General features: G+C 38.9%; 21 protein-coding genes and 1 tRNA gene. 13 read left to right on the top strand and 9 right to left on the bottom strand.

Translation table 11 applies throughout. The annotated features are described in order from the left end of the window. Nucleotides 1-2: 2 nt before the first annotated feature. The 3 genes from JWR23_RS16380 to rseP all read left to right on the top strand — a co-directional run bounded on the left by JWR23_RS16380 (nt 3) and on the right by rseP (nt 4107). Nucleotides 3-1505, top strand: coding sequence for a GH3 auxin-responsive promoter family protein (locus JWR23_RS16380; RefSeq protein WP_299517397.1), 1503 nt, complete (start codon nt 3-5; stop codon nt 1503-1505). Nucleotides 1506-1589: 84 nt separating this feature from the next. Continuing rightward, the gene (locus tag JWR23_RS16375; RefSeq protein WP_299517477.1) at nt 1590-2768 is read left to right on the top strand and encodes a 1-deoxy-D-xylulose-5-phosphate reductoisomerase; all 1179 of its coding nucleotides are present in this window, start codon (nt 1590-1592) and stop codon (nt 2766-2768) included. A 1-nt stretch (nt 2769) separates the two neighbouring features. Next, nucleotides 2770-4107 (top strand): RIP metalloprotease RseP, encoded by a 1338-nt coding sequence (rseP, locus tag JWR23_RS16370; RefSeq protein WP_299517396.1) that lies wholly within the window; start codon nt 2770-2772, stop codon nt 4105-4107. Between the two features lie 78 nt (nt 4108-4185). On the opposite strand, the gene kdsA is transcribed toward rseP, so the two are convergent. Beyond that, complete coding sequence (gene kdsA, locus JWR23_RS16365) at nt 4186-4965, bottom strand: 3-deoxy-8-phosphooctulonate synthase (RefSeq protein ID WP_299517395.1); 780 nt, start codon at nt 4963-4965, stop codon at nt 4186-4188. Nucleotides 4966-5030: 65 nt separating this feature from the next. Here kdsA and hscB point away from each other — a divergent pair, with 65 nt between their 5' ends. From hscB to JWR23_RS16350, 3 genes are all read left to right on the top strand, one after another. Beyond that, a complete protein-coding gene (gene hscB / locus JWR23_RS16360) occupies nt 5031-5558 on the top strand; it encodes a Fe-S protein assembly co-chaperone HscB (RefSeq protein WP_299517394.1) in 528 nt (175 codons plus the stop codon). 34 nt (nt 5559-5592) lie between these two features. Next, nucleotides 5593-5672 (top strand) — tRNA-Leu (locus JWR23_RS16355). Nucleotides 5673-5937: 265 nt separating this feature from the next. Then, nucleotides 5938-6429, top strand: a complete 492-nt coding sequence (locus tag JWR23_RS16350; RefSeq protein WP_299517392.1) for a hypothetical protein — start codon at nt 5938-5940, stop codon at nt 6427-6429. Between the two features lie 45 nt (nt 6430-6474). Here the strand turns inward: JWR23_RS16350 and JWR23_RS16345 are convergent, their stop codons facing one another. Continuing rightward, nucleotides 6475-7497 (bottom strand): LLM class flavin-dependent oxidoreductase, encoded by a 1023-nt coding sequence (locus JWR23_RS16345; protein ID WP_299517391.1) that lies wholly within the window; start codon nt 7495-7497, stop codon nt 6475-6477. Between the two features lie 154 nt (nt 7498-7651). Beyond that, the gene (locus JWR23_RS16340; protein WP_299517389.1) at nt 7652-8917 is read right to left on the bottom strand and encodes a PQQ-dependent sugar dehydrogenase; all 1266 of its coding nucleotides are present in this window, start codon (nt 8915-8917) and stop codon (nt 7652-7654) included. Between the two features lie 235 nt (nt 8918-9152). Here JWR23_RS16340 and JWR23_RS16335 point away from each other — a divergent pair, with 235 nt between their 5' ends. Next, nucleotides 9153-10913, top strand: coding sequence for an SMP-30/gluconolactonase/LRE family protein (locus JWR23_RS16335; RefSeq protein ID WP_299517388.1), 1761 nt, complete (start codon nt 9153-9155; stop codon nt 10911-10913). A 141-nt stretch (nt 10914-11054) separates the two neighbouring features. On the opposite strand, the gene JWR23_RS16330 is transcribed toward JWR23_RS16335, so the two are convergent. Beyond that, the gene (locus JWR23_RS16330; protein WP_299517387.1) at nt 11055-11270 is read right to left on the bottom strand and encodes a hypothetical protein; all 216 of its coding nucleotides are present in this window, start codon (nt 11268-11270) and stop codon (nt 11055-11057) included. A gap of 119 nt (nt 11271-11389) precedes the next feature. Here JWR23_RS16330 and JWR23_RS16325 point away from each other — a divergent pair, with 119 nt between their 5' ends. The 4 genes from JWR23_RS16325 (at nt 11390) to JWR23_RS16310 (ending at nt 16314) form a co-directional block, all read left to right on the top strand. Then, nucleotides 11390-12847 carry a DUF3943 domain-containing protein gene (locus JWR23_RS16325; RefSeq protein ID WP_299517386.1) on the top strand — a complete coding sequence of 486 codons (1458 nt, stop codon included), beginning with the start codon at nt 11390-11392 and terminating at the stop codon, nt 12845-12847. 103 nt (nt 12848-12950) lie between these two features. Continuing rightward, nucleotides 12951-13400, top strand: a complete 450-nt coding sequence (locus JWR23_RS16320) for a DoxX family protein (RefSeq protein ID WP_299517385.1) — start codon at nt 12951-12953, stop codon at nt 13398-13400. 97 nt (nt 13401-13497) lie between these two features. Then, a complete protein-coding gene (locus JWR23_RS16315) occupies nt 13498-15486 on the top strand; it encodes a tetratricopeptide repeat-containing sensor histidine kinase (RefSeq protein ID WP_299517384.1) in 1989 nt (662 codons plus the stop codon). Between the two features lie 42 nt (nt 15487-15528). After that, nucleotides 15529-16314 (top strand): cupin domain-containing protein, encoded by a 786-nt coding sequence (locus JWR23_RS16310; protein ID WP_299517383.1) that lies wholly within the window; start codon nt 15529-15531, stop codon nt 16312-16314. Here the strand turns inward: JWR23_RS16310 and JWR23_RS16305 are convergent, their stop codons facing one another. The 5 genes from JWR23_RS16305 to JWR23_RS16285 all read right to left on the bottom strand — a co-directional run bounded on the left by JWR23_RS16305 (nt 16315) and on the right by JWR23_RS16285 (nt 21092). After that, nucleotides 16315-16923 carry a TMEM175 family protein gene (locus JWR23_RS16305; RefSeq protein ID WP_299517381.1) on the bottom strand — a complete coding sequence of 203 codons (609 nt, stop codon included), beginning with the start codon at nt 16921-16923 and terminating at the stop codon, nt 16315-16317. Nucleotides 16924-16999: 76 nt separating this feature from the next. Beyond that, the gene (locus JWR23_RS16300; RefSeq protein ID WP_299517380.1) at nt 17000-18430 is read right to left on the bottom strand and encodes an NAD(P)/FAD-dependent oxidoreductase; all 1431 of its coding nucleotides are present in this window, start codon (nt 18428-18430) and stop codon (nt 17000-17002) included. A gap of 3 nt (nt 18431-18433) precedes the next feature. Further along, nucleotides 18434-19231 (bottom strand): NIPSNAP family protein, encoded by a 798-nt coding sequence (locus JWR23_RS16295; RefSeq protein ID WP_299517379.1) that lies wholly within the window; start codon nt 19229-19231, stop codon nt 18434-18436. A gap of 23 nt (nt 19232-19254) precedes the next feature. Continuing rightward, a complete protein-coding gene (locus JWR23_RS16290) occupies nt 19255-20121 on the bottom strand; it encodes an ABC transporter permease (RefSeq protein WP_299517378.1) in 867 nt (288 codons plus the stop codon). After that, the gene (locus tag JWR23_RS16285) at nt 20121-21092 is read right to left on the bottom strand and encodes an ABC transporter substrate-binding protein (RefSeq protein WP_299517377.1); all 972 of its coding nucleotides are present in this window, start codon (nt 21090-21092) and stop codon (nt 20121-20123) included. The genes JWR23_RS16290 and JWR23_RS16285 overlap by 1 nt, the downstream gene beginning before the upstream one ends. Nucleotides 21093-21190: 98 nt before the next feature. On the opposite strand from JWR23_RS16285, the gene JWR23_RS16280 reads away from it, so the two are divergent. Further along, a complete protein-coding gene (locus JWR23_RS16280; protein WP_299517375.1) occupies nt 21191-22342 on the top strand; it encodes a methionine aminotransferase in 1152 nt (383 codons plus the stop codon). Nucleotides 22343-22384: 42 nt separating this feature from the next. Beyond that, nucleotides 22385-23161, top strand: coding sequence for an amidohydrolase (locus JWR23_RS16275; RefSeq protein WP_299517374.1), 777 nt, complete (start codon nt 22385-22387; stop codon nt 23159-23161). The last annotated feature ends 69 nt before the right edge of the window (nt 23162-23230 follow it).

Below are 23230 nucleotides of genomic sequence, written 5' to 3'. Positions count from 1 at the left end.
CCATGGGTTTAAAAGTTCTGTTAAGTAAGGTATTCGCGGCGTGGGTTAATACAGACTTGAACCACATCCGCAAAAACGCGGTAGCACTGCAGCAAAAAACTTTTGAGCAATTACTTGATAAAGCAAAAAACACGGCGTTTGGTAAAGATCATAGGTTCGCTCAAATAAAAACATACGAAGATTTTAAAAAGCACGTACCTATACGCGATTATGAAGAGCTCAGTTCCTACATCAAACGCGTAGCCAACGGCGAGGAAAATGTGCTTTGGCCGGGTAAACCAACTTATCTCACTAAAACATCGGGCACTACATCAGGCGTTAAATACATCCCCATAAGCAAGGAAAGCATGCCCGAACATATTAAGGCTGCCCGAAACGCGCTATTAAGCTATATTCATGAAACCGGTAAAGCCGGTTTTTTAGATGGTAAGATGATATTTTTACAAGGCAGCCCTGTGCTATCTGAAAAAGCAGGAATACCAACCGGCAGGCTATCAGGTATTGTGGCGCATCATGTGCCCGCCTATCTGCAAAAAAACCGTTTGCCAAGCTATGACGTAAATTGTATTGAAGATTGGGAGCAAAAGGTTGATGCTATTGTACAGGAGACGGTTAATGAAGATATGCGCCTGATATCCGGCATACCACCCTGGTGTCAGATGTATTTCGACAGGCTCTCGGCTGTTTCGGGCGATAAAAAAATAAAAGATATCTTCCCTAACTTTAAGCTATTTGTATATGGTGGTGTAAATTTTGAGCCTTACCGTGCACGTATGCAAGAAAGTATTGGCTTTGCTATTGATTCGATAGAAACTTATCCGGCATCCGAAGGCTTTATAGCTTTTCAGGACTCGCAAAAAAGTAAAGGGTTATTGTTATTGGTTGATTCGGGTATATTTTATGAATTCATTCCAACCGATGAATATTTTAATGAAAACCCAACGCGTATTTGCTTACAGGATGTTGAGCTGGATAAAAATTATGCACTGATATTAAATACAAATGCCGGTCTTTGGGGTTATAGTTTAGGCGATACAGTAAAATTCATATCAAAGAACCCTTATAAAATATTAGTGACCGGGCGTATTAAACATTACATTTCTGCGTTTGGAGAACATGTTATTGGTGAGGAAGTGGAGCAGGCCCTAATGAGTGTGGCAAATGAAGAGGGTGTAGAGATTATTGAGTTTACCGTGGCCCCGCAGGTAAATCCTCCGCAGGGCGAATTACCTTACCACGAGTGGTTTATAGAGTTTGGAGCAGCTCCAAAGGATGTAAAAAACTTCGCTTTAAAGGTTGATAAAGCACTGCAAGAAAAAAATATTTACTATTTTGACCTTATCGACGGTAACATTTTGCAACCTTTGATCATCCAAAGCCTGAAAAAGGATGCGTTTATTAATTATATGCGTTCGCAAGGAAAACTTGGCGGACAAAATAAAGTGCCACGGCTGGCTAACGACAGGAAGATAGCAGAAAAGTTATCTTTGTATATTACAAATTAAATTACCCTCCCGTCATTGCGAGGAACGAAGCAATCTCTATACTTGCAAATCAATAACGGGAACTATATAAAAGAATTGAGTACCATAAAAAATATAGCCATTCTTGGCTCAACCGGCAGCATTGGAACACAAGCCTTAGCGGTGATAGGTGAAAACCCATCATTATTTAAAGCCTATGTTTTAACAGCCAAAAACAATGCCGCACTATTAGTAAAACAGGCGCTGCAGTTTAATCCTGCCTATGTAGTTATTTGCGATGAAAGTAAATATCAGGAGGTAAAACAAGCATTGGCTAATACAGCTGTAAAAGTTCTGGCTGGTATACAAGCTATAAATAATGTTGTTACCCAACAGGAAATAGATACCGTAATAACCGCTATGGTTGGCTTTGCCGGTTTAGAACCTACCATCGCGGCTATAAAAGCGGGTAAAGACATCGCGTTAGCAAATAAGGAAACCCTGGTTGTTGCCGGCGAATTGATAACCGGTTTAGCCAAACAGCATAACGTTAAAATTTTACCGGTAGACTCTGAGCATTCGGCAATTTATCAATGCCTTGCGGGCGAAGAGCATAACCCGATAGAAAAGATCATATTAACCGCTTCAGGCGGGCCGTTCAGAGGAAAAACAACATCTTTTTTAGCTGATGTAACCCGCGAAAATGCGCTAAAACATCCTAACTGGGTAATGGGTGCCAAAATAACTATCGATTCGGCTACGTTAATGAATAAAGGCCTGGAGGTAATTGAAGCAAAATGGCTGTTTGATCTGGAAGCTAAACAGATAGAGGTAATTGTACACCCGCAGTCTATCATCCACTCTATGGTTCAGTTTGAAGACGGCTCCATAAAAGCACAAATGGGTCTGCCCGATATGAAACTGCCGATACAATACGCATTGGCACATCCTAATCGTTTAAAAAACAACTTTAAGCGGTTTAATTTTACAGATTATCCTAACCTTACCTTTGAAAAACCAGACCTGGAAACTTTCCGTAATTTGGGTTTAGCTTTCGAGGCATTAAACACGAGTGGTAATATGCCCTGTATAATAAATGCGGCAAACGAAATTGCTGTAGCGGGGTTTTTAGATAATAAGATTAGTTTTTTGGCAATGAGCGATGTTATTGAAGGCTGTATGAAACATATCAGCTTTAAAACTCATCCTACCCTTGACGATTATTTGAATACTGACAAAGAAACACGCATATTTGCGCAAAATTTAATAAAACAAATGCCCGCAAAGGCATACAATTTGATATAGAATGAGTATAGTAATTATGGTTGGCCAGTTAGTACTGGGACTTTCGATTTTAGTGATTTTGCATGAGCTGGGCCATTTTTTAGCTGCAAGGGCGTTTGGTATTAAAGTAGATAAATTTTACCTGTTTTTTGATGCATGGGGCTTTAGCCTGTTCAAGTTTAACTATAAAGGTGTTGAATATGGCATAGGATGGTTGCCGCTTGGTGGCTATGTAAAAATTGCCGGCATGATAGATGAATCAATGGATACCGAACAGCTGGCCGGTCCGCCGCAGCCGTGGGAGTTTCGTTCAAAACCGGCATGGCAGCGTTTAATAGTAATGCTGGGTGGTATTTTTGTAAATGTTGTACTGGGTATATTTATTTTTTGGATGCTTACCGCGCGTTTGGGCGAAAGCTACATACCAAACTCCAGTATAAAGTATGGCATTGTACCGGGCACCATCGGTAAAAAGATGGGGCTTGAAGCCGGCGATAAAATTATTGCAGTAAACGGCAAACCTGTTGACCGCTTTGAGGACCTGATGAGCTCAAAAGTATTACTGGATCATACGGTATTAACCTTGCAAAGAGGTGATAAAACTATGAACCTAACCGTGCCGGCAAATATTATAAATGATCTGTCTGACTATGGTATTGAGCAGTTTATAAGCAGTTTCCCGCGTACCACTTTTGCTGTTGATTCTGTAGTACCCAAAAGTAACGCGCAAATAGCCGGGCTAATAAAAGGCGACAGTGTAACCGCAGTAAATGGAACTAAAATTCAATTTTATGACCAATTCCAGGCGCAAATAAAAGCAAATGGCAATAAACTGGTTGATTTGACTGTTAAGCGCAACGGCGATACATTACAGTTAAAATCGCATGTTACCAGCGAGGGCACAATAGGGATATCAATAAAACCCAATATGCCCGATGAAAAGACAATTAACTATGGTTTTTTTGGTTCATTACCTGTTGGTGCCAATAAAGCCTGGGGCACATTCTCTGTTAATGCCAGGGCCATTGGCAAGGTGTTTAAGGGCGAGGCTAAGTTTAACAAAGTAGTTGGCGGCCCTGTTGCTATTGCAAACATGTTTGGCAGCCATATAGACTGGATACATTTCTGGAGTCTGGTTGGTTTCTTATCTATGGTACTTGCCTTTACTAATCTATTGCCTATCCCCGCGCTTGATGGTGGCCACGCGGTATTTTTAATTATAGAGATGATAAAGGGTAAGCCATTAAGCGATAAGTTCCTGGAACGCGCCCAGATAGTTGGCTTTGTTTTATTAATATCATTAATGGTATTTGTGTTTGGCAATGATATTGTTAAACAGGTTATGAAGAATAAACCATAAGTTCATGACAAAAACGTTGTTTGCTTCACGCGAGTATGAACCAAGTTTCACCCTCGCGTGAAACAAAATTGAAACAGTTTATCCTATCAATGGCTTAATTACCTCTTCCAATTGATGCAGCTTCACCATATTGGGGCCATCACTCAAAGCATTATCCGGGTCAGGGTGTGCTTCCATGAAATAACCATCGGCACCAAAAGCTTTGGCAGCAAGGGCCATCATAGGCACAAAGGTACGGTCGCCACCGGTTTTACCCCCCGCACCGCCGGGACGCTGTACAGAGTGGGTACAATCCATACAAACAGGATAACCAAAACCTTTCATGTCATAAATATTCCTAAAATCTACAGCAAGGTTATTATAGCCGTACATATTACCGCGTTCGGTTAAAATTACCTGTGTATTACCTGCTTCAACAACTTTTTGAGCCGGGTAAAACATATCATGCCCTGATAAAAATTGGGCTTTTTTAACATTCACAACCTTACCGGTTTTTGCAGCTGCAACCAACAGATCAGTTTGGCGGCATAAAAACGCGGGGATTTGTAAAATATCAACAACTTCGGCAGCAATAGCGGCCTGATATGGCTCGTGGATATCGGTAGTAACGGGCAGGTTAAATTTTTCTTTTATTTTTTGCAGCATTTCCATGCCCTTTTCAATACCGGGCCCGCGGTACGAGTGTATTGATGTTCGGTTAGCCTTATCAAATGATGATTTAAATATTACGGTGATTGAGTACTTCTGCCCTATTTCGGCAACTTTATCAGCAACGGTATAAAGCAGTTCCTGATTTTCCATTACGCATGGGCCCAATATAAAAAAAGGCTTCTGTTGTATCTGTTCAAACAATGTCATGCAACAAAGATGAGAAATTTTATGTTTAAGCACTAATTGCATTTTCTTACGCCTAACTTTGCACCATGATTAATTATTTTGATTTTTACGCCATACCCGAATCATTCAACCCTGATCAGGCTTTCCTAAAAAAGAAGTTTTACGAGTTAAGCAAACAATATCATCCTGATTTTTATGCTAATGAGGATGAAACGAAACAGCAGGAAATACTTGAACTATCTACCTTAAATAATAAAGCATATCAAACACTTTCTAATCCTAATAAGCGGTTGGAATACATACTCAGACTGTATGACCTGGTTTTCGAGGGGGCAAAACCACAGCTTCCCGCAGATTTTTTAATGGAGATGATGGATATTAACGAACGCTTAATGGAGGTAGATAATGCCGTAGAATTGGGACATATAACTGCGGAAGTGCTTGCTGTTGAAAGTGATATAGATGAAGGCTTATCGGTCTTAACTAATGATTATGAGCAGTTGGATGATACCGCTAAAGCAAGCCGTTTGAATGATATTGCAAATATTTATTATCGCCAAAAATACCTGTTGCGAATTAAGGAGAGTTTAAATACATTTGCGTCCCGCTTCTGAGGACTTAAATCCACCCTCGGATAAAAGCAAGCAAGCCCAGCTGGCGGAATTGGTAGACGCGCTGGTCTCAAACACCTGTGGGAAACCGTGCCGGTTCGACTCCGGCGCTGGGTACAAGGCCCGATACGAAAGTATCGGGCCTTGCTGTTTTAATGCATTAGCTCAACGCAGGATATTTTTGCAGCCCGCCCTGGCAAAGTGATAAAATTTATAAATTCATAAACAATTATTTTTCTTAAATGTATAATATACAAGAAGCTTCCCCGTAATCTGCTTTCAATTAGTATCCGATACTTTCCCCTCATTTAAACCATTTTGATACGCTAATTTATCTAAATAGATTATATAACTTAATGTTTGGCAATTAAATTTAATTAACATGAAAAAGGGAAAGGTAGTCATCTTAATGATTGGCATGGTAGTATCGGGAATAATAAGCGCAGGTGCGCAAAGCAAAAAAGAAAAAATTGAGATGTTAACTCAAAGAACGGATAGTCTTGAAAAAACACTGTCTCTCAGGAATGATAGCATAGTTCAGTTAAAAATAAAATTAGCCAGGCTGGAGGGTACAAAAGATGCCCATAATGAACAAATCCAACGATTTGAAAATAAGGCTGACAGTTTAAAAGAAGAATTGATTGTTAGTAATATGACCGTTGAAAACCAGCTAGCTAAAATAACACAATTAAATGCGGATCTTAATGGATTACAGGCGCAGCAAAAGGAATGGGCAAGTAAAAATGAAGCATTAACGTTAGAGGTTAATTCCCTAAAACCAAAACCAGCTGATGCCGGTATAGCTCCAAAGGATGCCAAACCGGCAGATCCTCCGAAAGATGGAATTAAGCCGGTATCTGCGACCAAAAACTAACATTTGTTAAAAGGGACGATAGTCCCTTTTATGATACCTCCTATGCTAACGAATGAGCGGAACTAAATGTTCACCAATTAGCTCAATAGATTTCAATAGTTTCTCTTGCGGAAGCGCTGCCTGATCCATTTGAAATGTCACACGGGAAATACCGCCTAAAGCTTCGCTGTGGCGAAGTATTTTTTCGGCCACTTCCTGTGGACTTCCAATCAACAAGGCACCGGTTGGGCCGGTTTGTGCATCATATTGCGCACGGGTTACAGGCGCCCATCCACGTTCTCTTCCTATTTTGGTAAATACCTCGGCATATCCGGGGTAAAAATCATTTCTGGCTTCCTGTGATGTATTTCCTACATAACCGATTGAATGTAAGCCAACTTTTAACTTATCAGGCGAATGCCCGGCTTTTTCCCCGGCTTCGCGGTAAAGATCTATCAATGGCCTGAAGCGATGTGTTTCGCCACCGATAACAGCAACCATTAATGGAAGCCCTAATGCACCGGCACGTATAAAAGACTGTGGAGTACCGCCAACGCCTAACCAGATAGGCAACGAGGGTTGTACGGGCCGTGGGTAAATTGCCTGGCCAGTTAGCGCCGCACGGAACTTGCCTGACCATGTAACTACTTCATTATCCCTTATTTTTAATAACAAATCAAGCTTTTCGGCAAAAAGCGGATCATAATCTTGTAGCTTATAACCAAAAAGCGGGTATGCCTCAATAAATGAGCCGCGCCCTGCTACAATTTCTGCACGGCCATTGGAAATGAGATCTAATGTAGCAAAGTTTTGAAATACCCTTACCGGGTCGGCCGCGCTGATAACAGTTACCGCACTGGTTAACCGGATTCGTTTGGTGCGTGCTGCCGCAGCTGCAAGGATAATGGTTGGTGCCGAATCTAAAAATTCCTTCCGGTGATGTTCGCCAATGCCAAACACATCCAATCCTGCCTGATCTGCATGTTCAATTCTTTCTAATAATTGGGCTATTACATTTACATTTCGGGTGGCCGTATCTTTGGCATCATTAAATGTAGCCGCGGCAAAACTATCTATTCCTATTTCCATACTATTATGTTTTACAATTGATGTTTAAACAAACATCAACAAGTTTAAACAATAATCCCGCCAAAAAAAATAGCGCTTGTTCAAAAGAACAAGCGCTGACAATAGTCTTGATTTACCCGGCTAACATCAAAAAATTGGGTTTGCCGGAATTATGTTATTTTCCTTTAACCGAATAAGTGATTTTAAAAATAGCGCCTTTCAAATCATCGGCCACATATAAAGCGCCGTCGGGTCCCTGAGCTAATCCGATGGGGCGGTATTGAAATGGCCCGGTAGGTTTTGCCAGGTTCTGACCTGTAAAATTATCTGCAAAAATCTCCCAATCTCCTGATGGTTTACCATTTTTAAAAGGAACAAAGGCCACTAAATAACCTATTTTTTGCGAGGACTGGCTATGAAAAGCCAGGAAAGCACCGTTCTTATATCTTTCGGGAAACATATTGCCGGTATAAAACAGCAGATCGTTCGGCGCAAGATGCGCGGGGAAAGCAGCAATAGGGTCAATATATTTATCTTCAACTGTTATCTTACCGTCTCCGCCATATTCCGGCGCAAGCATTTTCTTCTTCTGGATCTGATCATAATAAATAAATGGCCAGCCTGCATCTACCCCCTGGTGCAACTCGTACAGCGTTTCGGCCGGTAAATCGGCGCTTTGTTTGGCGGTATAATATTGGGGGAACTTATCATCAAAGCTACCACGGCCATGCTCTGTTGAAAATAAAGTTTTTGTACTGGTATTCCAGTCTATTCCAACTGCATTTTTAATCCCTTTCGCGTAATGAACCCCGTCGCCATAACTTTGATTAAGCTTGTTGGCTTTAAATTTCCATATCCCTCCTACCGAGTCTAAAAGCGGGCAACCGGGTATTCCTTGCCCTGAACCGGTCTGCCTGCATGCATCAGAATAAGAACCAACGGTTACATATAAATTATCCTTATCATCTAAGGCAATAGATTTTGAATTATCGCGTCTTTTATCTACTAATCCCTGTACAATTAGCTCGGGATTATCAGGATCAATTACTTCCTGCTTATCATTCAATTTATATCGGTATACACCGGTATTAGAGGCTGAGTAAAGATATTGCCCTTTTATTTTTATACCTGTGCCGGGATACTTTGCAAAACTCTTTTTTTTATCAAGTCTGCCATCATGATTGGTATCGCTCAGAAAGTAAATTCCATTTCCTTTTTTAATCGAATTTAATTTTACATAAATATCTCCGTGATCGGTGACAACCAAATGCCTTAATGACCCAAGCGAGTCGGCTATTATTGTTGCAGAAAACCCTGCCGGAAGTTTAAGATTTGCCGGAAAAGGTGCAGTGTTTTTATTAGCATTATTGAAGACTGAAAAACTGGCTAAAGCCGTAATTGCACATAACAGGCAAGTTACCCGAAGAACTATTTTATTCATGAAAGTTGTTTTTTGTTAAAAATTAGCTTTTGGTTTGATTGGCGTGTTTTATAAACAACACACAAAGCTATTAAAAAACGTTAGCTGCCGTTCTAACTTTCAGGTTTGTTACAATACATGTATATGATGCCCTGTCGTGTACATTATCGCGGTTGTAATAATTATGATTTTCTGATCTATTTTATATATTTGAGAACCTATTATTTATATAAACCTTTTTAATTACCAGTTAGTTATGAACAAGATTAAAGCCCTGCTCTTTGCAGTACTTTTTGCACCGCAATTAAGTGCATTTGCCCAGGCCCCTGTTGAAAAATACCCGGTTGATTCTGCTTCGGTAATTCATGCCGGTGTGCCTAAAGGCGAATTGGTCCAATTAAAATTTAACGACTCGAAAATATACCCGGGCACCACACGTAATGTTACTATTTATGTACCTGCCCAATATGATGGTAAAAAACCCGCTTGCCTGTATGTAAATCAGGATGGTGTTCAATTTAAAGCTCCTACTGTTTTTGATAATTTGATAAATAATAAAGAAATTCCGGTAACCATAGCAGTATTTATTGCACCGGGACAGGTTGCCGCCTCCGACAGGCAGACCTCGATAAACCGCAACAACCGCAGCTATGAATATGATAGCATTGGCGACACCTATATAAAGTTTTTATTAAATGAGCTTTTACCGGAAGTTGAAAAACAAAAAACAGCAGATGGCAGGCCCATCCTGTTATCAAAAAATGCAAACGACCGTGCTATTGGCGGCTCAAGCAGTGGCGCCATAGCTGCATTTAATGCAGCGTGGGAAAGGCCCGACCAATTTACCAGGATATTTAGTTCTATTGGCACTTACGTGGGTTTCCGCGGTGCAGAAAGGTTCCCTACTTTAATAAGGAAATATGAACCTAAGCCACTACGCATATTTATGCAGGATGGAACAAATGACCTTAATAACTATGTTGGCGATTGGTGGATAACCGCACAAATGATGGAAAGAGCTTTTCAGTTTGCAGGTTATGAAGTAGATCATGCCTGGGGCGAAGGCGGCCATAACGGCGTTCAGGCTACCGCGATCTTCCCGCAGGCAATGCGTTTTTTATGGAAGGATTATCCTAAACCGGTAGCCGTAGGCGTATCTAAAAATGCATTTACAAATACCGTTATATTGCCCGGCCAGGGTTGGGAACTGGTTGGCGAAGGCTATGGCTTTGCAGAAGGTACTGCTGTAAATGCAGCCGGCGAGGTTTTTTATCAGGATATACCCAATTCAAAAACTTATAAAGTTGATGTTAACGGTAAACTAACCACACTTAAACTGGATGCAAAAAAAGCAAGCGGTACAGCTTTTGGCCCAGATGGAAAGCGTTATACTGTAGCAGGCGGCACCAAACAAATATTAAGTTACGATGCAGATAATAAAGAGACTGTAATTGCAAGTGATATAGCAGGCAATGACCTTACCGTTGCAAATAATGGAAACGTGTATGTAACCGTACCTGATGGCACAGATAAACCCAGCAAAATATACCTGATAAAGCCAAACGGCGAAAAAACTATAGTTGATGAGGGTATAAAATATGCCAATGGATTAACGCTTAGCCCGGATCAAACCGAATTGTACGTTACAGAGTCTTCAACTCATTGGGTATATGCGTTCCAGGTTAAGGCTGATGGTACATTATCTGCCAAACAACGTTTTGGCTGGTTGCATGTGCCGGATACAGCAGAGAACGCGTGGTCTGACGGTGCAAAATGCGATATAAATAACCGTATTTATGTAGCCACCCGTTTAGGTATACAAATATTGGACGAAATTGGCAGGGTAATCAGCATTATGCCTACGCCTAACGGCAGCCCATCAAATCTATGCTTTGGCGGGCCTAATTTTGATATACTATATGTATCAGTAAAAGACAAAGTATATCGCCGCAAGGTTGGTGTAAAAGGTGCCAACTCATTTGATAAACCTTTTAAGCCAAATACACCTAAAATATAAATAGGGCATTATAAATGCTGTGATAGGTGTTATTGTGGGTTGGAATTTATCAGCATTGGTACCCTATTGCATTAGCAATAACTTCACTGCCATGCACATGGTTAGGCGGTAAGTTAAAAGTGAGATAGTAACAGAGAAAAACTATTTGGTTTTTTCGCCGGCGTATGGAAGGCTTGATATGTAAAGCACTATGCCAATACCAAAAACAATAAAGCCGCCATATGCTAATCCCGCAGATGCGCTTAATCCACTTCCTGAATCGGCAGGGTTTAGTGCGTGTACCGGTGTAAGGGTAAAAGCACCGGTAATTATTAATATTCCAATTGCTGTTATAACAAGTCCTAAAGTCTTTTTCATATTCGGATATTCAAAGGCACAAATATATAAACTTTGTGTTTTAATTATATATCTCTAAAACAATTCTTTTGCTTGTACACTTTTGTTTACAGGCAGTAGTTATTTCTGATGTCTGTATTATGATATCAACCTTTACTTACTTTACTTATTTCTGCAAAAAAGTATCAAACGATAAAAGTTTAATAGCAATTTTTGTTTTGCTATGCACATCAATGTCCGCTGCTGCACAAACCTTGCCCGGTTATGAGCAACATAGGATAAAAGACAGTTTACCTAAATCATATTTACATAGTGGCTTATCGCCACAAAAGAAGCATTTTGGCCGCGCTGCCGGCGAATTGGCGTTTGTAGAAATATTGCCATGGACATTTGATAAATTTCTTAAAAAAGCAGACTACACTAACATATCATTTAAAACCGTTGGCAATAACTTAAAGCCCGCCAGCTGGACCTGGGATGATGATAATTTTCAAACCAATCAGTTTGGTCACCCTTTTCATGGCAGTCAATTTTATAATTCATTCAGATCTAACGGTTATAGCCTTTGGCAATCGGCCCCGGCAGTTTTTGTTGGCAGCTATGTTTGGGAGAGTACGGCCGAAAATCAACCACCTGCTATAAATGATTTTATTAATACCAGCTTTGGTGGCATAGTACTTGGCGAAATGACCCATCGCCTGTCAAATAAATTGATCAACAGCAATAGAAGCGGTTTAAGAAGACAAGCGTCAGAAGTACTGGGATTTTTAATTAACCCGGTAAATGGTTTGAACCGTATATTGGATGGAAAATGGGGAAAAGTAACTCATCAGCAAAATAAAGATTCTTCTAAAATAAGTGTCGATTTTGATATAGGTTTTAGACGGTTTAATGCTAACAATACTAATTTTATTAAAAACGGAGACTTTGGCTGGTTTGGACATATTAAAATATTATATGGCACACCTTATAAGGATTATGATACACCCTTTAGTAATATTGCTATAAATGTTGAGGTTGGCAAGGATGATAGCTCAAAAGTTAATATTGTTAGCGTATATGGTTCATTAGCCGGTTGGGAAATTGAATCGACAGAGAAACTACAGCATCTGGCAATCCTTTCGGCAAATTATGACTTTATACATAATGCAGCTTTTTTTTACGGCGGCCAGAGTGTTAAAATAAATTTGCTCTCAGAATACGATATAACAGAAAAAATAAAGGTCAATACCATATTTGGTGCCGGCCCTATTCTTTTAGCTGCCATACCCGATCCTTACCTTTATCTCTCCCATGGCAGAAATTATGATTACGGCCCGGGGTTCTCTGTTAATGGCAGCGGGCAAATAACTATTGCCAATAGGTTTTTTTACAGTATCAATTACCGGGGTGGTTGGATGGTAACAATTAACGGGCATCCGTCTCATTATTTTTTACATACACTTTCGAGCGAAATCAATATTAAAGCTTCAAAAGAATTTTCGTTAAGTGCAGAATCAGGTTATTTTAATTTGCATGGTAGCTATCAAAAATATGCCGATGTAGGCAGAAACTATCCTTATTTTAAGATATCAACCCGATACTCTTTAAATTTTTAAATATCTTTAAAATGTAAGCATTACCTAAAGTGTTGCATTGATCTTTTGAAATTATCTAAATTCGTACAACTCTGCCAATCGAGTCAACAATTAATTTGATACTATGAACTTTGTGAGCAAAATTGAAAACTGGGGTAATAAACACCACCCTAAAATATTAGACTTTATACGTATAATATTAGGCATTTTTTTAGTGATGAAAGGTGTAGAATTTATGCACAACACCCCTTTTCTTCTTGATCTGCTTTTACAAAACCAATCCGTGCATTTATCTGGACTGGAAATTACTATCATTTTACATTATGTAACCTATATGCACATGGTTGGGGGTATACTTATATTTTTAGGTTTATTTACCCGAATAGCATCACTTATGCAGCTTCCAATTATATTAGGAGCTGTATTTTATGTTAACATTTTAAATCCTTTGGTTAGTTCTGAGCTTTGGTTATCCATAATTGTCCTGGCGTTATTACTATTATTTGTAATAATTGGGTCCGGACCCTTATCGCTGGATAACTTGCTTAATGAAAAAAAGGGAAAATCTGAATAGAAAATTTCAGCTTTACAATCAGACTATTCTCTGTACTTATTATTTGCTAATAAATTAATTTATTAGCAAATAATTTTCTATATTCCGTGGATTTTCCATGCCAAAGAAAAACAACCTTATCATATATGCCTTATGCATAATTGGGTTACTTATAACCTATTCGGTAACCTATGCCCAACTGCCATCAACTACTTTATTATTAGCACGTTTAAAACATTCGCGAGTTGATACAAGCCGCATCCATATTTATAAAGCTCTGGTAACAAATTACCGTAATGAAAAACCAGATTCGGCCATATTTTATGCACAACAAGGGCTGGCATTAGCAAACCAATTAAATTATCCTTTAGGTATTGGATTAATGCACGGGCAAATTGGCGCTGTTGACATTGCTATTGGTAAAATGGATTCGGCTAAAAATCATTTAACAATTGCCTTGTCTGTTTTTGAAAAATTAAAAAACAATCCCGGTTTAGTTGCTGCAAATAATTCTTTAGGGATTTGCCTGGCTAAAATGGGTTCATATAAAGAAGCTACACAACACTTTATAGCTTCTTTAAAAATAAACCAGGCCAGTAATGACATACATGGGTTGGTTCAATCATATCTTAAACTTGGGGTATTGAATGAGCAGATCAATAATTTAGATAAGGCTTTAGAATATTATCAAACTGCGCTTAAATTAAATAAACAACTCCCTCCATCAAATGCTGAAGCAACCCTTTTAAACGATGTAGGCATCATATATGGTAAAAAAAACCAGATGAAGCTGGCGTTGCAATATTTTTTAGATGCACTAAAAAAGGCTGATAATCACGAACCAGAGCTAACTGCTATGATATTGGGGAATACCGGTGATGTATATCAGCAATTAGGAAACATCAAAAAAGCTTTTGATTATCAATTAGAATCATTAACCATAGCAAGAAAATTAAATTTACCCGAAGCCGAAGCCACCACGCTTATTAACCTGGCATCCTTAAAAACAAAAACTAAGCCAGATACCAGTTTAATCTTATTAAAACAATCATTAGCAATTACCCGGATGCTGCACCAAAATCATCTGCGGCTGGATGTTTACCAGGGCATGATAGATGTATACAAACAGCAGGGTAATTTTAAAGAAGCAGCAAAAACCTTAGAATTTAAGGATGCTTTAAAAGACAGTCTTTTTACACTTAAAAACTCTAAAGATATAGCAGGTTTAATAGCCAACAATGATTTGGCTAATTCAAAAATTAAAGTGCAAAAATTGCAGCTCATTAATCAGCAAAATAAGTATCAAACATGGATTACATTAGCTGTGGCTGTTTGTTCATTAATTGTTTTATTAATAGTTGTTTTGTTTTATAAAAAAACAAAAAACCTTAATAAGCAATTACTTATACAACAGGATGAATTAAAGAACCTTAATAATTTTAAAGATAAATTGTTTTCTATAATTAGCCATGACCTGCGATCGCCGGTGGCTACTATAGTTAATTTATTGGAAGTATTAGAGGATGAGAGTGATATAACAGAGATGCGTTCATTTATACCCCGATTGAAGGAACACAGTATATCTACATTAGATGTGATGGATAAATTGTTGATATGGGGCCAAGCCCAGTTAAAGGGCATAACTTATAACAAAAGTTATTTTAATGCCAAATATGTAATTACACAATCGCTGCTTTTTCATAAAGAGACCGCCGAACAAAAGCACATACAACTAATTGATAAGACACCTGATGATATCTTTATTTTTGCAGACCAAACGCATTTTGATTTTGTTATCAGAAATTTACTGGCTAATGCAGCAAAATATACACATGCTAACGGTATTGTAGAAATTGAGGCTACTATAGACCATCCGAAAGGCTTTACTACAATTGCAATTAAAGATAATGGAATAGGCATAGCAAAATCTTTACAGGATAGAATATTTGAACCCGGTAATGAAAGCATGCAAGGTACCGATAGCGAAAAAGGAAATAGCATTGGCCTGATGCTCTGTAAGGAATTTGTAGAACGGAATGGCGGAAAAATATGGGTAGAAAGCGAGCTGGAAAAAGGCACCAGTTTTTTCGTTTCTTTTAAACAATAATTTAGGATATTTATATAAACTATAAACCAAACATTACCATTCATGAAAATAATTTTTGCCATTTTTTTCATGGTTATTTCACTATGTGCCAATGCGCAAAGCGATACCTTAAAAGCCGGAGTTTATAGCTTGGATAATAACAAAACGATTCATATAGGCGGTGTTGAAAAAAGACCGATTATAACCGGAAAGACCTTAGACCTGCTAAAATTTGAAATAGCTACCTTTACCCTTCCTGCAGATAAAGTTTACACCCAACCCATTACTGATAGCCAATTTGAACAGTTAATAGTAGTAAAAAGCGGCAATGTTACACTAACACTAAACGATACTGCTAAAACAGTAGGTGCCTATAGCATTGCATTAATATTGGCTGGTGATAAGATCAGTTTTAAAAACAATGCAAGCGAACCTGCAACCTTTTATGTGATTAAATATAAATCAACAAATCCGGCAGATATTAAGCGCGGGCATGATGCAGGGCCATCGGTTATTAAGGACTGGAGTTTGTTAAAAGTAAACAAATCAGCAAAAGGTGAAACAAGAGCTATATTTGACCGGGCAACATCTATGTTTGGAAGATTTGATGTGCACGCTACAGCTTTAAACCCCGGTTATGCCAGCCATGATCCGCATACACACCGGGTAGAAGAATTAATATTGATGCTAAACGGCAGTGTGCAGGAAACAATTGCACAGGATAAATTTGATGCTCATGCCGGCGATTGTATCTATCTCTCTTCGGGTATATTGCATGGGCCAAAAAACATCAGCAATGAGCAGTGTTATTATTTAGCCATACAGTGGCATAATTTAAAAACAGATTAACTAAACCTGATCGTCTGCTATCTTCTTTTCTATGCGTCTGTCTGGAATGAACCAAATACATGCAACAGCAACATATAATCCAAAACTTATATACGTATTTACCCAGGCAAACGCAATTGCCACTATATAACATATTAGTGATAGTTTTCCTTTCCAGTCTTTGCCTAATGCAATTGCCAATGCAGAGTTTTCTCCTTCATGCTTAATTAATACAGCTACTAATATGCTGTAAGCAACAGCATTCATTAAAAGCACAAATCCATATAAAGCCATTGGCCATACAACACTAAATGGATTTTCGCCCATCCAGCTACTTACAAACGGCACCATAGATAGCCAGAAAAGTAAATGCAGGTTGGCCCATAGTACTGCACCATTTATTGATCGCACTATATGGAACATATGATGATGATTGTTCCAGTAAATGCCAACATAAATAAAGCTCATAACATAGTTTATAAAAACCGGCCATACCTTAGATAACGCTTCAAGATCAGGTTTAGCAGGCACCTTCAGTTCTAAAACCATAATGGTGATGATTATAGCTATAACACCATCACTAAAGGCCTCTAATCTCCCTTTACCCATATTTACATTTACTGATCTCATAAACAACTTACAAAGCAATAAATATAGTAATAGGTAATAATAAACCTAAGGCGTTAAAAATTTAAACGCGATAAATCTATTGCATTCTGAAAGTGTGCTTCAATGCTTTTTTCGCAGCATGGTAGCCGGCCATACCGTGCACACCGCCGCCTGGCGGCGTAGATGAAGAGCAGATGTAAATGCCCTTTGCTGATGTTTTATAGGGCGAAACTCTTAATGCAGGCCGTATAAACAATTGATTTATACCAAATGCGCCGCCGTTAATATCGCCACCAATATAATTAGGATTATATTCTTCAAGCTGTGCGGTATTTATAGTGTGTTTTGCTAATATAACTGCTCTAAAACCCGGCGCAAAACGTTCAACCTGTTTTTCAATAGCCCGGGTCATATCAACAACAGAACCATTAGGCACATGGCAATATGCCCAGGCGGTATGTTTACCTTGCGGTGCACGGGAAGCATCAAATACACTTTGCTGCGCCAATAGCACAAATGGTTTTTCGGGGTGCTTGCCTAAAGCTATTTGCCTTTCACTATCAGTAATCTCTTCTATTGTGTTGCCTATATGAACTGTGCCGGCATGGCGGCATGCATCAGCTGTAAATGGTATTGGTGCATCTAATGCCCAATCAATCTTAAATACACCCATTCCGTAACGATAACGCTCCAGTTGCCATTTATAAATTGATGAAAATTTATGCCCGGCTATTTGCAGAAGCTGCCGCGGGGTAACATCAAACAAAACAGCGTGTGCTGATGGTAACTGCGCTAATGACTTTATATACAACCCGGTTTCTATCTTTCCGCCTATTGAAGTAAAATAAGATGCCAGCGCATTGGCTATGTTCTTAGAGCCACCTTTAGGTATTGGCCACCCCTGTTGATGACCCGAAGCCATCAAAACCAATGCAATAGCCGAGGTTGTTAAATTTGATAATTGCTGCATGGAATGAGCAGCCATCCCGGCAAATAATCCTTTTGCTTCAACTGTATTAAATCGTTTTGCTAAATGTGTTGCAGATGTTAGCGCTTTTAACCCAAACTTTGCTAATGCCAGCGGATGTTCAGGAAAATGTAATGGCGCTAAAATATCGGGTAAAACAGTTGGCCAATTGTTTACTAATGGTTGTAACAGATCAAGATAGGCTTCTTTATCCTCACCTAATAATTGTGCGGTTTCGTTAAGCGACCTTTTGATAATGGCAGCAGTGCCATTATCAAAAGGATGGGCCGCGTCAATATCCGGATAGATATACTCAAGTCCGTGTGCCGCTAAAGGCAGCGTTTTAAAATATGGTGAAACTACAGCAAGCGGGTGTATGGCCGAACAAACATCATGTGTAAAGCCCGGTAATGTAAGTTCAGCCGAACGTAACCCTCCGCCTATCTCGTCTTTTCCTTCTATTAATAAAACCGACAACCCATTTTGTTGCAATAAAATAGCGGCGGCCAAACCATTTGGCCCTGAGCCTACTACTATTGCATCAAAATCGCGTTTTTCCAAAATTTAATAGTCAGAATAATCAGTCGGATAAAGAAAGAAGCTTTCGCCTTTTGATACATTATGCTGGTACTCGGGCATTTTACCTAAGGCAACAAATTGCGGATCTTTACCAAACTGTTTCCATTTGTCGATATTATCCTGTTTGGTGTTATAGGTGGTCATGTACATCAAATTAGGCATATGGCTACCGGCAATCACTTCAGAATAGAATACGCCATTCATGCCATACTTCTTAAATATGGCCATTTCATCGCCTATATTAAACATTTTAACTTTACTGGCATGTAATTTTTCGGTAGCACCTTCGTAGCTGCGTAACTCATATACCCTGTCTGCTTTTTTTCCGGTTAGGTCTGGCATGTTTGGCACTGGAGCATTGACAAACGCGCGAGTTATAATTGTTTCTATACGGGTATAAGGTGAGTTATTATAAGCAGCCTCCAAATAATCCTTACCCGCGTCCAGGTATGTTTGATCTTTTAATATTTTTTGATCAGTATTTTCCAGGGCATCCCAGGTACGGTAAGGTACAAAAACATAAATTTTTCTATCCAAACTATCTTGTTTAATCAGCTTAAAAACACCAACGTTTTTTACACCGGCTTTATGTAACGCGGGTATATAGGCATTTTGCAGGTAAGCATCTAAGCGACTTTCTTGCGTCGCGTTTTTAAAATGATAAATTTTTATCTGGTAATAATATTGTGAAGCTGCTTTCGCATATAATCCGGAGAATAGACAGGTTGTAAATACAAATAAGGCAATGAATACAACCGGGCAATTTTTATAGAACTTTTTCATAATTGTTATTTTATAATACTAAGTTATTTACTTTTTAATTTAAATCGGGGCAGGCTTACTATCAATAATACAAATATTGCCGTTACCAGCTTCAATAAATTTGCATCTACACCAATATTTAAGGTTAAGGCCAAAACCAGCTGAAATAATACAGCACCAGTTAAAACTAAAACCAAGCTCATCCAAACTGATGTTATGTTTAGCCAGTTTATTATAGTTTCGGCTATAATAACAGACCCCAACCCTACTATTACAATGCCAATACCCATATTTATATCGGCAAACCCCTGAAACTGGCTTATTAAATAACCGCTTACAGCAGTTAAAGCGTTAGCTAATGCCAGGCCAATAATTTTCATTCTATCTGTATTTACTCCTAACGCTCTTATCATCGATTCGCTATTGCCCGTTGCACGCATAGCTAAACCAAAATCGGTTTTTAACAGGTAGCCAATCAGCAAAGTAATTACAAGCACAAATAACGATAATATTATAAAGGTATTTTGGTTAGGATCACTCAAAATTTGTAACAATGTGAATATGGATGAAGTACCAATTAACGGCAGGTTAGACCGCCCCATTAATGTTAAATTAACAGAATACAATGCTGTCATTACTAATATGCCGGCAAGTAACGGGTTAATTTTAAGCTTGGTATGTATAATACCGGTTATAGCACCGGCAATGCCGCCGGAAAGTAAAACAATAGGTAAAATTAAGTAATCTGGTAAATGCCGGGTAAGTAAAATGGCCGTAACAACCCCACCTAATGTGTAGCTTCCATCAGTTGTAATGTCGGGGATATTGAAAATTTTCATGGATATGTATATCCCCAACGCTATTCCCGAAAAGCAAAGTCCTTGTAATAATGCGGTAAGGTAAAAATCCATTACTTTACAGCTTCAAAATTTGACGGGATAGTAATATTATACTTTTTTGCTACCGCTGCATTATAAACGCGCTTTCTTATCTTAACCATTTCTGGTTTAAGGCCGTTTGTTTTATGTGTTTTTAAATATTGGGCAGCCTGCTCACCAGCCTGGTAACCCCATTGATAAATATCAGCTCCAAATGCCGCTACTGCACCGCGTTGTACCAAACCGGCTTCGCTGGTAAATATGGGCACATTAGCCTGATTGCAATTTTTTAATATTGTTTCAAACGAGGCAAACACAGTATTATCTGGGTTAGCAAAAAAGGCGTCAATGTTTTTACCTAACAAAGATTGGGTAACCAGTTGTGCGTCTGCTGATGAATTTAGCGGCAATGCAACCAAAGTAATATTTAATTTATCAGCCAATCCTTTTATCCGTTCCATCGCATCGGCAGATTGCGGTTCAACCTGGTTGTAAATCATCCCAATAACAAGTTTTGCCCCTTTTGGCTTTAACAGCTTAGGGATAATAGAAAACGAAGTATCTATATATTGGAGGTCCTCCATCACGCCAAATAAATTAGCCGGGGATTTTCCATCGGCACCTACTACCTTCATTCGCTCTGGTGTTGGTGATACTATTTCAAAAATGGGAATTGTTTTAGTATTTTGTACTGCTGTAATGGTTGATAGCGTGGTACAGGTGGCCAAAAGATCAACATTTTCTGACACAAAATAATTTACTATCTGCGTTAGCGTTGGAATATTACCCTGTGCATTGCGATATTCTATTTGAACTGTTTTTTTCTCTTCGCTAAAGCCTTTTTTGTTTAAGGCATCGGTAAAACCGGTTCTTGCCTGTGCTATGGTAGCGTCTTCAAAAGCATCAACAAAACCAACAACAGGTACGGTCTTATTTTTAGTGGATTGACACGATGCCAGGAGGACAGCAATAAATATAATCGGTAGATATCTCTTTAACTTCATTTTACTAAGTTAGGTAATAGGCATGAAAGGCAAAAGCAGAAAGGTAAAGTGAAATCAAATTACAATATGTATACGGTTTTTACCTATTTTGGCCAAACATGACATCTATTGTATCTAAACTCCCCCAAGTAGGAACAACTATTTTCACCACCATGTCGGCTTTGGCGGCTGAGGTTGACGCTATAAATCTTTCACAAGGCTTTCCTGATTATGACTGTTCTCCCGAATTAATAGAGCTGGTAAACAAGGCCATGAAGGATGGGCATAACCAATACGCGCCAATGGCTGGTGTAAAAGCATTACGTGAACAAATAGCTTATAAAACAGAAAAGCTGCATGGCGCAGTATATAACCCGGATACAGAAATAACCGTTACTGCTGGCGGCACACAGGCTATATTTACCGCTATAAGCGCCGTGATCCATCCAAACGACGAGGTAATTATATTTGAACCCGCGTTTGATTGTTACGCCCCCGCTATTAAGTTAATGGGCGGCATTGTAAAATCATTGGAGCTGGAACCGCCGGATTACCGCATTGCCTGGGATATGGTTAAAAAGCTGGTCAATAGTCGCACAAAATTGATTATCCTTAATTCACCGCATAACCCTACGGCTACTATTTTGCGTAAAGAAGATATAGAAGAATTAAGCGCTATTGTGAAAAATCAGAATATATTGATATTAAGCGATGAAGTATATGAGCATTTGATATATGATGGCGAAACTCATCACAGCATGGCCCGTTATCCCGAATTACAGCAACGCAGTTTTATTGTTGCATCATTTGGTAAACTGCTTCATGCTACCGGCTGGAAGATTGGTTATTGCCTTGCTCCTGCTTATTTAATGCAGGAATTTAGAAAAGTGCATCAGTTTTTGGTTTTTAGTGTTAACTCGGCCATGCAGTACGGTATTGCTGAATATTTAAAAAATGAAGACATCTATTTAAGCCTTCCCGGTTTTTTTCAGCAAAAAAGAGATCATTTTAGAAAAGGATTAGCACAAACCGGATTAGAATTATTGCCTTCTTATGGATCTTATTTTCAATCAGTTAAATATGGCCATTTAACGTTAGAAAGCGATACGGATTTTGCATTGAGGTTAATAAAAGAGGCCGGTGTAGCTTGTATACCTACCTCTGTTTTTTATACGCAAGGGACAGATTATCGTGTTTTGAGGTTTTGTTTTGCAAAAAAGCAAGAAACATTGGATGATGCCGTTAATAGATTAATAGAGTTTAAACTTTGATAAGAAATATCACGTATTAGTTACCTGCCGAAGCTAAATATTATGGATAATTTAAAAATCACTTTGTTTCAAGGATACCTGTTTTGGGAAAAAATAGATAAAAATCTGCAAAACATCGCTTTGCGGTTATCCGGTATACGGGAAAAAACCGACCTTATTATACTGCCCGAAATGTTCAATACCGGCTTTACCATGAATGCTGAGGAACTTGCCGAACCCATGGGTGGTAAAACTATGCAATGGATGCATAAAATTGCACAGCAATATGCCTGCGTAATAACAGGCAGCCTTATTATAGCTGAAAATGGGAAATATTATAATAGGCTTATATGGATGTCGCCCGACGGAACGCACAGCCATTATGATAAAAGGCACCTGTTTGGTTTAGCCAAAGAAGACCATATCTATACAGCAGGCACTAAAAAGTTGATTGTAGAACTAAAGGGCTGGAAAATTTGCCCAATGATTTGTTATGACCTGCGTTTCCCGGTATGGATGCGGAACGTAAATGAAACTTACGATCTGTCGATTATAGTTGCCAACTGGCCGGAGCGCCGAGCTTTACACTGGCGCACTTTAATACCCGCGCGTGCTGTCGAAAATCAAGCTTACGTAATAGGTGTTAACCGTGTTGGGCATGATGGCAATGAGGTATATCACTCCGGCGATTCAACCTGTATAGATCCAAATGGCAATGTGGTTTACTATAAACGTGATGAAGAGGACCTTTACACCTTTACTATAATTGCAGATGAAGTTATAAAAACACGGCGCATCCTCCCATTTTTAAAGGATGCCGACGATTTTAATATTGTTTAATTGTATTTAACACATTACAGAACTATCCCGCTTACAAACCTGATAAACTTTGTTAATTTGCGCTTTGAA

Origin of the sequence: Mucilaginibacter sp. (assembly GCF_028288205.1) — a bacterium.
In the GTDB taxonomy this organism is placed as follows: Bacteria; Bacteroidota; Bacteroidia; order Sphingobacteriales; family Sphingobacteriaceae; genus Mucilaginibacter.
This window is presented reverse-complemented; position numbering and strand designations above follow the sequence as displayed.